The following is a 14,483-nucleotide window of genomic DNA, read 5'->3' as shown; positions in this document are numbered from 1 at the left end:
GAGCAGCTGCAGTGTTTTGAACAAAACGATCTCATTAAGAAATGCTGTAGATATAGATCTATAGATATAGTTCTATCTAAATTTGATAAAATATCAGCGTAAGAAGTGGAGCAATAAAGCGATAAATAATTTTATTCTTGACAGTTTCCTCTTGCATTAGAATAATGGCAATAATCAATAAGATAAATCTCTTTAAGGAACGTTTTACAAGGTAGTAAAATGAAAATTCTAGTTACTGGTGGCGCAGGCTTTATTGGTTCTGCAGTGGTTCGATACCTTATTGAGAGTACTACGGATACCGTGATCAACGTTGATAAACTGACTTATGCTGGAAGTTTAGATTCACTTAATCACCTCATCAACAATCCACGCCATATTTTCCAACAAGTAGACATTCGCTCCCGCGATCAAATAAATTATATATTTGCTACCTTTCAACCAGATGCAATTATGCATTTAGCAGCAGAAAGCCATGTCGATCGATCTATTGACGGGCCAGCGGATTTTATACAAACAAATATTATTGGAACTTATAACTTACTTGAAGCCGCACGCGATTATTGGCAATCATTGCCTGCAATACAACGCCAATCATTTCGTTTTCATCATATCTCTACAGATGAAGTTTTTGGTGATCTGGAAAATAAAAACGAATTTTTTACTGAGACCACCCCTTATGCACCAAGCTCCCCATATTCAGCAAGTAAAGCAAGTTCGGATCATTTAGTTAGGGCATGGCATCGAACTTATGGATTACCAACAATAATAACGAATTGCTCTAATAATTATGGCCCTTACCAATATCCTGAAAAATTGATTCCAGTTATAATTCTCAATGCCCTTGCCGGAAAAAATTTACCTATCTATGGCAATGGAGCCCAAGTCCGGGATTGGTTGTATGTCAATGATCACGTCCATGCTCTTTATATGGTTTTAAAAAATGGGGTAATAGGTTCTACCTATAATATTGGCGGGCATAATGAGAAACAAAATATTGAAGTAGTTCATACAGTATGTGATCTATTAGAAGAATTAGTCCCCCAAAAACCACCACATGTTTCTTGTTACAAAGAATTAATTACGTATGTTAAAGACCGATCAGGCCATGATCTGCGTTATGCCATGGATACAACAAAAATTCAACGGGAATTTGGATGGAAACCCAAAGAAACTTTTGACACAGGAATACGGAAAACAGTGGAGTGGTATTTAAATCATCAAAATTGGTGCCAAAATATTCTAAATAAAGTGCCACAACATAAACAATTAAGAGTCACTGAAAAGGAATTAGCAATATGAAAGGAATTGTGCTCGCTGGAGGTTCCGGGACACGTCTTTACCCTATAACCCAAGGTATCTCAAAACAATTACTTCCTATTTATGATAAGCCCATGATTTATTATCCTTTATCAGTCCTCATGTTAGCGGGTATTCGTGAAATTCTTGTGATTACTACTCCAGAAGATTGCCCAGCATATCAACGCATCTTAGGAAATGGAGAACAATTTGGTATAAAATTATACTATGCGTTACAACCCAGTCCAGATGGCTTGGTCCAAGCCTTTATTATTGGTGAAGAGTTTATAGGTCAAGATAATGTGTGTTTGGTATTAGGTGACAATATATTTTATGGTCTTGGATTTACAAAGAAATTACAAGAAATTGCTGCGCGTCAAACAGGGGCCACTATTTTTGCCTATCCAGTAAAAGACCCCGAGCACTTTGGCGTCGTCTCTTTTGACGAGCAAATGAAAGCGATATCAATTGAAGAAAAGCCAACCGATCCTAAATCAAATTATGCTATAACCGGACTTTATTTTTATGATAATCAAGTTATAAACATTGCCAAACAAGTACGCCCATCCCATCGAGGTGAATTGGAAATATCGTGTATTAATCAGTTCTATCTTGAATGCGGGGATCTCCACGTAGAACTACTTGGACGTGGGTTTGCCTGGCTAGATACTGGCACTCCTGAAAGTCTTTTAGCCGCAAGTTCTTTTGTACAAACTATTGAGCATCGTCAAGGATTGAAAATCGCTTGTTTAGAAGAAATTGCTTATAAAAACAATTGGATAAGCGCAGAAACGCTTAGAGAAATTGCTCTTAAACTAAGTAAAAATAATTATGGAACTTATTTACTTCAGTTAATTGAGCAAAAATGATAAGAGACAAATCTGATGTTATTAACCCCATAAAACAGGATTATATCAAGTGCTTCGTTATGAGATGTTTTGTTCCATGAAACACTCCACTACTTCCGGCAAATAATCCTTCCAACTCTGGCATTGAATATTTAATATTTGTTCGATTTTTGTTGTATCTAAAACTGAATTTTTTGGCCTTACTGCTTTAGTTACATACTCTTCCGATTTTATGGGTTTTAAATGGGTAAGCGCCAAACTCACTCCCTTTTTCTTAGCAAGATCAATAAAAAAACGTGAAAATTCATACCAGCTAGTTACACCTGTCCCAGCATAATGGTAAACCCCCCAATCATTAAAAGGTGGCGTACTTATTTTCGCTACAATCGTTAGTAGTACTCTGGCAATATCTTGCGCTGCAGTTGGCCTACCCCATTGATCAGCAACAACACTGAGCTCCTCTCTAGATGAAGCCAATTTTAAAATTGTTTTTACAAAATTAGCCCCATAAATCCCGAATACCCAACTCACCCGTAAAATAATATGCTCTTTGTGCAGTGCTATAATCGCTTGTTCCCCTGCTAATTTGGATTGAGCATAAACACCTTGAGGACTGGTACTATCTGTTTCGCTATAAGCACCTTTTTTAGTACCATCAAAAACATAATCCGTGGACAAATGAATCAAGGCTATTTTCTTTTGTGCACAATATAGGGCTAACTGGCGCACAAATTCTGCATTAATCCTATGAGCTAACAGCACTTCATCTTCAGCTTTATCTACAGCCGTATATGCAGATGCATTAATAATCAGTTCAGGTTGAAGCGAAGAAAGAGTCGAGCGCACTTCACTGACATGAACACAGTCAAATTCTTTTCTCGTCAACGTAATGATTTGATGTTCTGTTGACATAAACAGCCGAATAATTTCTGACCCCACTTGACCATTAGCCCCTATAACTAATATTTTCATAGAAATCTCGGCAAAAATTGGTGATCAATTAAATCCAAAGAGCTTGCTTGCATATCTTTTGCTGAGAGTTGCACCTCATCAGTTAGAGGCCAATCGATAGCTAATTTTGGATCTCGATAATTAATCGACAACTCACTTTCTGGATGATAAAAGTCCGTACATTTATAAAAAAAATCAGCTGTAGGGCTTAAAACATAAAATCCATGGGCAAAACCTTTAGGAATCCAAAGCTGACGTTTATTCTCCCCAGAAAGAATTACCCCCACCCACAATCCAAAAGTGGGTGAGCCCAACCTGACATCAACAGCCACATCAAAGACTTCTCCAGCCAAAACAGAAACCAATTTTCCCTGAGTATGCTGATATTGGTAATGTAAGCCTCGCAAAACTCCTCTACGCGACCTCGATAAATTATCTTGAACAAAAGTATCTCGTATGCCAAGTAATGCTGCATATCGGGCAGCTTGAAATGATTCATAAAAAAAACCACGTTCATCGCCATAAACACGAGGCTCTATAATTTTCACTTCAGATATTTTTGTATCTAATATATTCATTAACTATCGCTATGTTCAGTATTGATTTACTTTATGTTGGAGGAAAGGCTTATGGCGATCTTTGTGGGAAACCATCACTTCTTGCATTAAATTGAGCCATCAACTGTCCTGTTTTTTCCCAAAATTTGATAATGTCTTCTTGATACCATTCAGGAAAGATATTTTCGTTATTTTTTGCAAATTTATACAAGGTATCAAACATATAACACAAAACACCAGGAGTCATCTCTAATCCAGAATGTTGCATTGAGATTCGTCGGAGTTCTTCTATACGTTTAAATGAACCTATAGAAGTTTTAGTCGCAGCATATTCTCGGCTTGCTGATAAAACGCCATCGACAGGCTGAGGTTCACCCAACGCTGAAAGCCGCATCCACAAATCAGAGTCCATTCCATACTCTAAATCAACATTAAGATATCCTATTTGTTCTAAACAATGGCGATTCATGAACGTTGAAGGTTGCAGGATATAGTTCAAACCCATAACTAATGCATGGCGGTCGAAAGTCAAACTGTTTTTAGGGAAGAAATGAGTCAGTACTTCCCCTGTTTTCGAAACTCGAAATCCATCTCCGAAAAAAAAGGGAGCGTGTGGATTGATTTGATAAGCGTTGATCACTTTTGCAAATGCGCCAGGGAGATAGTAATCATCGGAATTAAGCCAGGCAACCAATTCCCCTGATGCCTTCATGAATCCTTTATTTATTGCATCGCTTTGCCCTTTATCTGGCTCACTTACCCAATAAGTAAGATAAGGCTCAAATTCATGAATAATTGATAATGAATCATCATGGGAGCCACCATCAATAATAATATATTCCAGGTTTGGATAATTTTGAGAGAGTACAGACTCAATACATTGTCGAAGAAAAGGGCCTTGGTTAAATGAGGGGGTCACAATAGAAATTTTTGGCAGATTGTTTTCTTGCCCCATTTTTAATTCCTTAAAAAATTTAGTTATTCGCACTTGATTTATATTTTTTTAATTTAATTGTTTTTGCAAGGCAATGCTCCTCAACTCTTCGTCGACTTATACTGGGGTAACTTTTAAATTAGAAATAGTATAGGCAGCACGCCTGGAATCGGTTTTGCTTAAAGGCTTAGCCGCTCCATTAGTCACAATAATAAGTTTAGTCAGTGATGCAGGAGAAATATCAAGTACTTTGTTATAAACGGATCGTTCTCCGTTTTTTGTATTAAGCACAATTTTATGGGGTTCATTTTTCTCCCATAAATAAATTGTTAATTGCTGATTCCCATGTATACCATACTCAAAAAACAACCTTGTTTTTTTCATTTCTGAAGATACATCGAAGGGTTCCAGTTGGAAAACAATCTCATCTTTAACCCAATACCACCAATTATCACCACTTTTTTCTTCGGGATATGGATTGCTCACATGAGTAATTTTTATCTCGGCTTGAGATAGCTTGTGCAAACGCGCATCTTCTGAAGATACTTTAATCGTTTTATCATTAGGGATCTTTTGCATACCCTGCACGGCATCAACCTCAGTCTTTTGGGCACTTCCCGAGTATTGCAGAGCAGAAAAGCTCGTCACCCCCACGATGATACCTAAAAAAAATCCTCCAAAAAAATCCCTTTTTTTCATAATTAATCCTTATAAATCCTATACCTTATAAAGCATGTTCGTTTGCTCAAGATATCACATTCATAATAAAGAGAACAATATTTAAAAAGCAGTTTATCTCTTACGGCAACTCACCATACTTAAGTTACCCAGGTATCTTGTTCGGAAAAAAAATTCGTATCATGAAGTAAAAATGCGAGCTCTCGACCAGCTGCATCGATTAAGGACTCAGTAAATTGTATATAAATTCGTTTGTTATCTACTAACTCATTGGGAATAGATACTTGTTGGTACTGATGGGCAGTAAATTGAAACTGACCTACTCTTTTTTTACCAGCCATAATGAGCATGGTTGAATTCATTGGTGTCACTCCACCGATATAGAGAATTTCTCCAACGGCTCTCTTGCTCGAGTTACAGGAAAATTCTTTTGATAGCCAATTATCTGAAAAAAAACCACTAATATTAGATTTTGGGGATGAACTAGTTTTATTGATAAAAAGAATTTTTTTGAGAGCAGATGTTCCAAATTCTTTAATTTTTTTAGCCAGATTTGAAAAGCCCTGAGTCCGACGTGACCAGTGGTAATGTAACTTGCTCACAGGAAGATGTAAGCTTTTAATGGATAATAAGCGAACTATCTGACTGATTGCATTTTTTTTCTCATAAATCAAATGGTGCCAGTATCCCTGGTAATAATTGAGATGTGTATAACCAATGTGATGTTTGCATATGCTAAATATTTCTTGATAGATTTTGATACGCCCTGAAAGGGTCTTCGTTTCCGGATATAAACGTGAACAGGAAAGTTTTTCGTGCAAAAACTGGATATCCATTCTGGCTTTCGCGATACGTAACCAGTAGTCATAATCCATAACAAAATGGAGTTGTTCATCAAAAAACCCAATTTTTTCTACTACACGACGTCGCCAAAAAGCAGCGGGCTGACATATCATACAGTCTTGAGATAATCTATTAAATGAATACTCATCTGTCTTATAAGTACCAATGATATTATCATGTTCATCAATATAATCGGCCTGACCATAGACCATATCACAGTGTGGATGATTCAGAAAAAAATCAACAACTTTCCGAATAGCGCCGGGAGTTAATACATCATCAGAGTTCAAATAAGCAAGAATTTCTCCCTTTGCCCGCTTAATACCTTTATTAATGGCATGCGTTTGTCCGTTGTCTGGTTCTGAAATCCAAAAAAAACGATCGGTATAAGAACTAAGAATATCTACAGAATCATCGGTAGAGCCGCCATCAATCACAATATATTCAATATGAGGATAATCTTGGCTAAGCACACTATCAATAGTGCGCTTGAGAAACCTTCCTTGATTAAAAGAAGGAGTTATGATAGATACTAAGGGCACGTTTTTTGATGTCGATTCTTCGTACAGTACTTTTTGTCTTGCCTTCTCTGCAACTCGAGTACAAGCAGCGAATAAATTATGTGCCGATCGTTCCCAAGAGTAGGCATTTAATCGTGCTTTACCACGTTGAATCAGTGTTTCACGCAACTCATTATTTTGCAGAATCTCTCCCATAGCATTAGCCATTGCTGAGATATCTAAAGGAGAACAAGTAATCACAGCATTTCCCCCTACTTCAGGAAGACTGGTAGTATTGCTGCATAAAACGGGGGTACCTGTATTAAAAGCTTCTAATAAAGGTATTCCAAATCCTTCATAGAGTGTGAAAAAAACCAAAGCTTGTGCTCGTTCCATAAGTATTCGAAAAAATTCAGGCCTAATAAAGCCCAGATGAACAACCGGTAAGTCCTTGTTATTTTTATGAAGTTCTTTCCACCCTTCCCTATTACCTGTTAAAACAAGAGATACAGCTAAATCAGGATTATTTTTTAAAAGGAGACGAAAAGCTTGCAGCAATCTAATATGATTTTTATGTTTCCAGATATTTGCTGGAAACATAAAAAATGGGGTTTTAGGAATCAATGCCTTTTCTTTATCAGTCAAACAATCTTCCGTTGTTGTTAGGCTGTGGACCTTTTGTAAAGAGGGTTCCATAAGAAAAATATCGTTACATTTTGTTTCGGAAAAATCATAAAGAGTTTTTTTTGCAAATTCTGAGATAGTGCCAATAGCACCTGCTTTAGTCAGTGCTTTTGAAAATGCTGCTCTTCTCGATCGGAGTGTTTGTTCAGAGAAAAATTCGGGATAAGCTTCGTGTTGAATATCTGGAATTAAAAAAATTTGCTTATTTAATGGAAACTGTAATGTATCTTCCATAGGATAAGTACGAAAAAGAACATCAAGATTATTTTCAGTCGCAATTCGATCCAAATCAGAGAAAAATGTTGCACTGGATAAAGTAAAATAACGGACATTATCAGCATGGCATTCAAGCATGGCTCTGTTAAACGGAGTACAAAATACTAAAAATTGATGTTCGGGGTAAAGAGTAAACATCGGTTCACAAACTCCCTTTACTAACTGAGAAATTCCCCCAGATGCACCAATTACTAATTGGCGTAGTTCAATTCCAATAATCATAACGTAATTCCGTGTATTTATTTTATCTTGTTTTTGAGAAAGCTTACTAATGATGATTTTCGTGGAAAACCATCACTTTTTACATTAAATTGTGCCAACAGCCGTCCTGTTCTTTTCCAAAGTTTGATGACATCTCTTTGATACCATCTAGGAAAGATATTTTCGTTATTTTTTGCAAATTTATGCAGGGTATCAAGCATATAGCACAGAACACCTGGGGTTATTTCTAATCCGGAATGTTGCTTTGAGATACATCGAAGTTCTTCTATACGTTTGAATAGGCCTGTAGAAGTTTTAGTAGTAGCATATTCTCGACTTGCAGATAAAACCCCATCGACAGGCTGAGGTTCACCCAGAGTTGAAAGCCGCATCCACAAATCAGAGTCCATTCCATACTCTAATTCAACATTAAGATATCCTATTTGTTCTAAACAATGACGATTCATGAATGTTGAAGGTTGCAAGATATAGTTCAAACCCATAACTAATGCATGACGGTCGAAGGTCAAACTGTTTTTAGGGAAGAAATGAGTCAGTACTTCCCCTGTTTTCGAAACTCGAAATCCATCTCCGAAAAAAAAGGGAGCGTGTGGATTGATTTGATAAGCGTTGATCACTTTTGCAAACGCGCCAGGGAGATAGTAATCATCAGAATTAAGCCAGGCAACCAATTCCCCTGATGCCTTCATGAATCCTTTATTTATTGCATCGCTTTGCCCTTTATCTGGCTCACTTACCCAATAAGTAAGATAAGGCTCAAATTCATGAATAATTGATAATGAATCATCATGGGAGCCACCATCAATAATAATATATTCCAGGTTTGGATAATTTTGAGAGAGTACAGACTCAATACATTGTCGAAGAAAAGGGCCTTGGTTAAATGAGGGGGTCACAATAGAAATTTTTGGCAAATTATTTTCTTGCTTCATTTTTAATTCCCTTAAAAAACTGTACTTTAGTAAAAAGGTTATTACATGTATTGATAACCTTAAGAGCAATTTTTATTAGCGGTAAGGACAGCAAACTCTGTGCTTCAGTAAGCTGGGCTGTCAATGATTGAATTTGGGCTTCAGCATTTATTTTATACTCTTCAAGAACCTTTACTTCTTGACGGGCATCAGTAAGCCATGTAGTCAATAATTGAACTTGGGCATCTGCATTGGTTTTATACTCTTCAAGGACTTCAACTTTTTGGCGAGCATCAGTGAGCCATGTGGTTAATGAGTGGACTTGAGCATCTGCATTTATTTTATACTTTTGAAGAACCTCTACTTCTTGACGAGCATCAGCAAGCCATGTAGTCAATAATTGAACTTGGGCATCTGCATTGGTTTTATATGCCTCTACCTCTTGACGAGCATCAGTAAGCCATGTGGTCAATGAGTGAATTTGTTTCTCGGCATTTGATTTATATTCTTTTAATTCAATTGTTTCTATAATTTCAGCTTTTAATTGGTTTTTTTCATTCACCATATTGCGGCAAAAGGATTGTGTTTCACTCATTAAAAACCCATCGAAGTAATTGGGTGGGGTTTTGAAATGATGTGACAAATCATCGTGTTCTTTAGCAATATAAAAACGATTCAACCCATCAAAATATACATAGTCATACTCAGCATTAAGTAAAAGAGTTTCCCATTCTATAAAATCTTCTATTTGGGTATTAGGAAGTGTTGATTCCACTAAAACTATCCATGGACGGATCTTTGCAAAGTCCAATCCTTCCAATACCTTTTTTTCGGCTCCTTCAACATCAATTTTAAGAAAATGAATTTGTTTTATTTGATGTTCACAAATAATTTCAGTAAGCGTCATGACAGGAACTTTTCTTTCTATCTTTGTGTATCCCTGTTCAATTTCATGTTTCTCAGCGATTGCTTTGTTGGTGGTAGAAAGACCAGTATTAGGCAATTCATAAAAAAATATCTCACCTTGTCTTTCCCCTGCAGCAACCTGAAGATTAATATCTCGATGTCTTTCCTTTTTTAGCTTTTGAAACCATTCGGAAACAGGCTCTATATTAATTCCTGCCCACCCCTTTTCATAAAACGCTCTTGTAACAGAATCATGCGTAGGATCATTAGCCCCAACATCTACGTAAAATCCATTTTTAATATGCTTTAGGGCTCGCCATAGCATCACATCTTCAAAATTCTGAGCATAGGATACAAAATTCATTGGTGGATCCTCATATTAATAGTTCCTATGTTATTAAATAGCGGTTGTCTCAGTGCGTTGGGGTAAGAATAATTCTGCATCGCATTTCGAAAAAGTAAACATAAATTCTCCGGGTAAATCAGCAATTCCATGGTGAGTTAATTGGGAACCAACACGATCGCCAGTACGCATCTTTATACTCAAAATGCCAACATCAGGTAAATGACAGATTCTCATAATTTTGCTGAATAACTCATCGTGGTTTAAAAAAGACTTATCCTTATAGCTTTTAGGATTGACGCTGGCCAATCCTAACTCAAAGCTATACTCACCGGGTTGTAATTTTAAGGTAATCTTTTGCTGGCAACGAATCAGCGTTCCAGCTTTGAATTGTTCCAAAGAAACATCAACATCGTGCTCTAAAGAACCTTTACCATGAACAATGATGCCTTTATCATTTCGAATGACAATACCCCCCAGAGGAATAGCTATAGCCTGTAATAAAAGAAATTCGTAATAAAAAACTGCTATGTCGCCTTGAGAAAATCGGGTACACGGATTACCTGAATTGTCGCATAGAACATATCGTGTGCATTTGGCCATATGATTGGTAACTTGGCTTAGTTGCGAAGCATCTATAAATATAGAATTGTCATCCCAAATATCGGTTTTATTCGTATTAACCTTTTGTATGTGCTGTTCTGAAACTAATTGATTTACTGTAGGTTGTTGCGCTTCTTGCCGCGTAGGCTGATGCAATAAATAATAGTGTTTTGTAGCCTCGACAGCATTCCCAAGAAAAAATGACTTACCATTTTCCAATAAAATAGCACGTTCACAATGCTGCTCTATTTCATTCATAGAATGAGATACTAATAAAATGACGGTACCCGATTCTTTTAGCTTTTCTAAATGGGCATAACATTTCTGACGGAAAAATATGTCGCCAACAGCGAGTGCTTCATCAATGATAACGATATCTGCATTAACATGTGCTTGAACTGCGAAAGCAAGCCGCACAAACATTCCGCTCGAATATGTTTTTACAGGTTGATTAATGAAGTCACCAATATCAGCAAACTCGACAATCTGCTCATACCGTTGCTGAATTTCTGTTTGATTGAGCCCTAATATATACCCATTGAGGAAAATATTCTCTTTTCCTGTGAATTCTGGATTAAAGCCGCTGCCTAACTCCAAGAGCGCCGCGAGCCGACCCTTAGCGATAACGTTTCCACTTGTAGGAGTTAGAATTCCCGCAATAATTTGCAATAACGTGCTTTTGCCGCTTCCATTACGGCCAATAATTCCGAGGGTTTCCCCTTTCCGCACTTGAACTGATACATTTTGCAATGCCCAGAACTCTTGGTAGTAAGTTGGTTTTTTATTTTTAACAATACCTAAAGATGCACCTGTTTGACACAGTCCAGACATTAGAGCCTGCTTCAATCTATCTTGAGGTTTTGAGTAAGATTCATAGCGTTTGCTAACGTTAACAACATCAATAACAATTTCAGAAGTCACGGGTATATGCTCAATGTATTATGATTTCTTATTATTTGAGGATCGTGACAATTACCTTTAATGGTTACAAAGTAATAAATCATTTAAGTACATCCGCAAATCCTTTTCCCACTTTTAAAACCCAACATACGCCAGATTTCAACCACTTTTTAAGATAATATAAAGTTCATTAAGAATCAATAAAATCAAAAGGTAATCACAATAAGACTCATAGAAAGATTGACTTCTTAATTTCAATAAGAGACTCTATTGCGGCTTTACAAAATAACTGTGCAAAAGATAAGACAAAAGTTTTTAATGGGATGCTGAAATAGTTTAAGTGGATGAGGTCTTTATGCGACGTGCTTTGATCACAGGGATTAATGGTCAAGATGGTTTTTTTCTCAAAGAGTTGTTGTTAAAAAAAGGGTATCAAGTATTTGGCTTTGCTCGTAAAACATCTCAAGCCAGTTCTTCAGAGAGACCAGAGCCATTAAATAACGTACAGATGCTCTATGGAGATATTGCCAATGAAGCGGATATTTCTGCCGCAGTTGAGGCTTCAAGACCCGATGAGATCTACCATCTCGCCTCACAATCACGCCCTGGCCAATCTTGGACACAAGTACATCAGACTTTGAATGCGAATGGCATGGGCACGATTCATCTCTTAGAAGCTTTGCGTCGATTTTGCTCTGAAGCACGATGCTACCACGCGTCATCTTCAGACATGTTTGGACACACTAAAATATCCCCTCAAAATGAGGAAACACCTTTTAATCCAAGCAATCCTTATGCTGCTTCCAAAGTATTTAGCCATCAGATGATGCGTATCTATCGCGAAAGCTATGGATTATTTATTGTTAATGGTATTTTGTTCAATCATGAAAGCGAGCGTCGCCCACTTCATTTTCTGACGCAAAAGATAGCATATGGTGCTGCCTGCGCTAAGCTCGGGATTAATAATTCACCTGATGTGAACGAAAGAGGTTGTGCACTAGTATCACAAGGTAAATTAGCACTAGGTAATTTAAGCATTGCACGTGATTGGGGTTATGCACCAGATTTTGTGCACGCAATGTGGCTCATGCTGCAGCAAGATAAACCCGAGGATTTTGTGATTGGCACAGGAACGTTACACACATTAGCTGAAGTTTGTGCAATCGCATATCAACACGTGAACAAAGAGTGGCAAGCTCATGTAATCAGCGATCCTGCCCTGATTCGGCCTTTAGAAACATCGCAGACCGTTGCGGATGCCTCCAAAGCACGGCGAGTTTTAAATTGGCAGCCAACGGTAAATGTTCGAGATATGATTCAAAAAATGGTAGATGTACAAGTCGCGAGATTATTGAGAATTATCTCTCAATAGAAATGACAAGGAAAAGATATTGTTTTTATCCTCAAAAATTAAATAATCGTATTACCACTCCTTGGAGTAATTTTTAAATTAAAGATTGCATAAGCAGCAACTCTGGAGTCAGCTTCACCTAAACGCGTTGCTTTCCCATTTGTCGTAATGATAATTTTAGTTAACAATGCAGGAGGGATATCAAGTATTTGATCATAGACCGCCCTCTTTCCGTTTGCAGGATGTTCAATAATAATTTTATGTTTGATACTCTTTCCTTTCAAATAAACGATTAACTGTTGCGCACCATGAAGATCGTACTCAAAATATAATCTTGTATTTTTCATTTCTAAAAATACATCCGGAGGTTTTAGTTGGAAGATAATTTTATCTTTGACCCAATACCACCAATTTCCCCCGCTCTTTTCTTGAGGATATGCATTATTAACCTTAGTAATTTTTATCTCGGTTATAGGAGGTATGGAATGGGGCTGAATCTCGGTATTTAATCGCTCCAACAAAGCATCTACAAACCCATACCCGAAATGATTAATATTGTAATCCACCATTTGTAATACAATTAAATCACTCTTCATCACATCGCCTAAAATATCCCCTTGGATCTGTTTTGCGGTCAATGAAGGAAAATCATTAAAAGAGAAAATGCGCCCCGGTTTATGCACTGTCCGGGTTTGGAAGTAGCGTGAAGAAACTAAATCATTATAAGCTTTTGAACGATCCAGTGCATATATGATTTGATCCATAAAACTATCGCCTACGAGAAGGATTTTAGGTTGGTAATTCGCAGAAAATCTCGCTGATGGTTGAGGGTATGGACTGAGTTTTGCTAAATTAACACTGGAAAATGCATTCAACAGCCATATACCATCCAAATCAACCAGTTCTGGTTTTTTGTAAATTGGTTTGCCGCACTCAAGCTTAGGAATATCGGTTAATGTCTTCTTGGCATTATAAAATAACTGCTGAGCAACCATGCATCCGGCATAATAGTTCCAATGAAATCCTGTATTAGCATGGGTTTCAATAGCCTTCTCCCGATAAAATTTGCGCAAAAATGGTCCAGAATCAACAACATTCACTCCTTGTTTTTTCAACGCATGACCAAGACTAGCTATTTTTCGAAATAGATTTTTATCTGTAGAAACCAATAATTTTTTGCCTAGGCCTTGGGGATGAACATAAGCTTTGGAGCTACTGATAACAACGACAAAATGCTTATTATTGGCTTCTAGCAATTGTTGAAGTTCCTGAATTTTTTTAGCAAATTCATTATAAGACTTTTTTAAATTCTTACGATGAGTGTATTCATAATTTAATTGCTCAATCGACATTTTGCTGTATAACCCATGTTCTTTGGTCGAATAAAGATTTAGGCGTGGCATTTCTGAAAAAAGACGAAAAGATAATTCATTAAAACCGCGAATGAGAATTGTTCTTAATCCTAATTTTTCATTAAACAGGTTCTCCCAATATTTTTGCCATTTTCTATCAAACCAATTCATTGCTAAGCCATGAGGTTTATCCAAATTTTTTTCCACATAACCATACAAGGGTTTTTCATATACAATATGAAAAACTGATTGAAGAAGAGGGAGACATAACAATAAGACGATGATAATTGAAAATATCCGGGTAAATACCTTTTCTTTGTTGTTCATG

General features: G+C 36.9%; 12 protein-coding genes. 3 read left to right on the top strand and 9 right to left on the bottom strand.

Translation table 11 applies throughout. The annotated features are described in order from the left end of the window. The first annotated feature begins 219 nt into the window (after positions 1-219). Positions 220-1,299, top strand: a complete 1,080-nt coding sequence (rfbB, locus tag DY223_RS06450; protein WP_058459151.1) for a dTDP-glucose 4,6-dehydratase — start codon at positions 220-222, stop codon at positions 1,297-1,299. Then, the gene (gene rfbA / locus DY223_RS06445; protein WP_058459150.1) at positions 1,296-2,165 is read left to right on the top strand and encodes a glucose-1-phosphate thymidylyltransferase RfbA; all 870 of its coding nucleotides are present in this window, start codon (positions 1,296-1,298) and stop codon (positions 2,163-2,165) included. The genes rfbB and rfbA overlap by 4 nt, the downstream gene beginning before the upstream one ends. 57 nt (positions 2,166-2,222) lie before the next feature. Here the strand turns inward: rfbA and rfbD are convergent, their stop codons facing one another. The 8 genes from rfbD to DY223_RS06405 all read right to left on the bottom strand — a co-directional run bounded on the left by rfbD (position 2,223) and on the right by DY223_RS06405 (position 11,473). Next, entirely contained in the window at positions 2,223-3,116 is an 894-nt protein-coding gene (rfbD, locus tag DY223_RS06440; RefSeq protein WP_058459149.1) for a dTDP-4-dehydrorhamnose reductase, read from the bottom strand. Further along, positions 3,113-3,673: a dTDP-4-dehydrorhamnose 3,5-epimerase gene (rfbC, locus tag DY223_RS06435; RefSeq protein ID WP_058459148.1), complete on the bottom strand. Its 561-nt coding sequence runs from the start codon at positions 3,671-3,673 to the stop codon at positions 3,113-3,115. Before rfbC ends, rfbD begins: the two co-directional genes overlap by 4 nt. Before the next feature lie 49 nt (positions 3,674-3,722). Continuing rightward, positions 3,723-4,607 (bottom strand): glycosyltransferase family 2 protein, encoded by an 885-nt coding sequence (locus tag DY223_RS19445; protein ID WP_244944202.1) that lies wholly within the window; start codon positions 4,605-4,607, stop codon positions 3,723-3,725. Positions 4,608-4,703: 96 nt separating this feature from the next. Beyond that, on the bottom strand, positions 4,704-5,285 hold the full coding sequence (locus tag DY223_RS06425; protein ID WP_058458329.1) for a hypothetical protein: 582 nt from the start codon (positions 5,283-5,285) through the stop codon (positions 4,704-4,706). Between the two features lie 119 nt (positions 5,286-5,404). Next, complete coding sequence (locus DY223_RS06420; protein WP_058458328.1) at positions 5,405-7,789, bottom strand: glycosyltransferase; 2,385 nt, start codon at positions 7,787-7,789, stop codon at positions 5,405-5,407. Between the two features lie 17 nt (positions 7,790-7,806). Further along, entirely contained in the window at positions 7,807-8,721 is a 915-nt protein-coding gene (locus tag DY223_RS19440) for a glycosyltransferase family 2 protein (RefSeq protein WP_244944201.1), read from the bottom strand. After that, a complete protein-coding gene (locus tag DY223_RS06410) occupies positions 8,705-9,970 on the bottom strand; it encodes an FkbM family methyltransferase (protein WP_058459146.1) in 1,266 nt (421 codons plus the stop codon). The genes DY223_RS19440 and DY223_RS06410 overlap by 17 nt, the downstream gene beginning before the upstream one ends. 33 nt (positions 9,971-10,003) lie before the next feature. Beyond that, complete coding sequence (locus tag DY223_RS06405) at positions 10,004-11,473, bottom strand: ABC transporter ATP-binding protein (RefSeq protein ID WP_064115094.1); 1,470 nt, start codon at positions 11,471-11,473, stop codon at positions 10,004-10,006. A gap of 334 nt (positions 11,474-11,807) precedes the next feature. Here DY223_RS06405 and DY223_RS06400 point away from each other — a divergent pair, with 334 nt between their 5' ends. Next, positions 11,808-12,824, top strand: a complete 1,017-nt coding sequence (locus DY223_RS06400; protein ID WP_058459145.1) for a GDP-mannose 4,6-dehydratase — start codon at positions 11,808-11,810, stop codon at positions 12,822-12,824. Positions 12,825-12,862: 38 nt separating this feature from the next. Here the strand turns inward: DY223_RS06400 and DY223_RS06395 are convergent, their stop codons facing one another. Beyond that, on the bottom strand, positions 12,863-14,482 hold the full coding sequence (locus DY223_RS06395) for an alginate O-acetyltransferase AlgX-related protein (protein ID WP_058459144.1): 1,620 nt from the start codon (positions 14,480-14,482) through the stop codon (positions 12,863-12,865). Between the last annotated feature and the right edge of the window lies 1 nt (position 14,483).

It is taken from the genome of Legionella bozemanae (assembly GCF_900450575.1).
Classification (GTDB): Bacteria; Pseudomonadota; Gammaproteobacteria; order Legionellales; family Legionellaceae; genus Legionella; species Legionella bozemanae.
Note: the sequence above shows the minus strand (reverse complement) of the source record. Positions and strands in the feature narration are given on the sequence as shown.

Excerpts from the sequence above, each read along its gene's own strand:
- rfbB (WP_058459151.1), top strand. The coding sequence starts at position 220 with ATGAAAATTCTAGTTACTGGTGGCGCAGGCTTTATTGGTTCTGCAGTG.
- rfbA (WP_058459150.1), top strand. The coding sequence starts at position 1,296 with ATGAAAGGAATTGTGCTCGCTGGAGGTTCCGGGACACGTCTTTACCCT.
- DY223_RS06400 (WP_058459145.1), top strand. The coding sequence starts at position 11,808 with ATGCGACGTGCTTTGATCACAGGGATTAATGGTCAAGATGGTTTTTTT.
- DY223_RS06395 (WP_058459144.1), bottom strand. The coding sequence starts at position 14,482 with ATGAACAACAAAGAAAAGGTATTTACCCGGATATTTTCAATTATCATC.
- DY223_RS19440 (WP_244944201.1), bottom strand. The coding sequence starts at position 8,721 with ATGAAGCAAGAAAATAATTTGCCAAAAATTTCTATTGTGACCCCCTCA.
- rfbC (WP_058459148.1), bottom strand. The coding sequence starts at position 3,673 with ATGAATATATTAGATACAAAAATATCTGAAGTGAAAATTATAGAGCCT.
- DY223_RS06410 (WP_058459146.1), bottom strand. The coding sequence starts at position 9,970 with ATGAATTTTGTATCCTATGCTCAGAATTTTGAAGATGTGATGCTATGG.
- DY223_RS06425 (WP_058458329.1), bottom strand. The coding sequence starts at position 5,285 with ATGAAAAAAAGGGATTTTTTTGGAGGATTTTTTTTAGGTATCATCGTG.
- DY223_RS06420 (WP_058458328.1), bottom strand. The coding sequence starts at position 7,789 with ATGATTATTGGAATTGAACTACGCCAATTAGTAATTGGTGCATCTGGG.
- DY223_RS19445 (WP_244944202.1), bottom strand. The coding sequence starts at position 4,607 with ATGGGGCAAGAAAACAATCTGCCAAAAATTTCTATTGTGACCCCCTCA.
- rfbD (WP_058459149.1), bottom strand. The coding sequence starts at position 3,116 with ATGAAAATATTAGTTATAGGGGCTAATGGTCAAGTGGGGTCAGAAATT.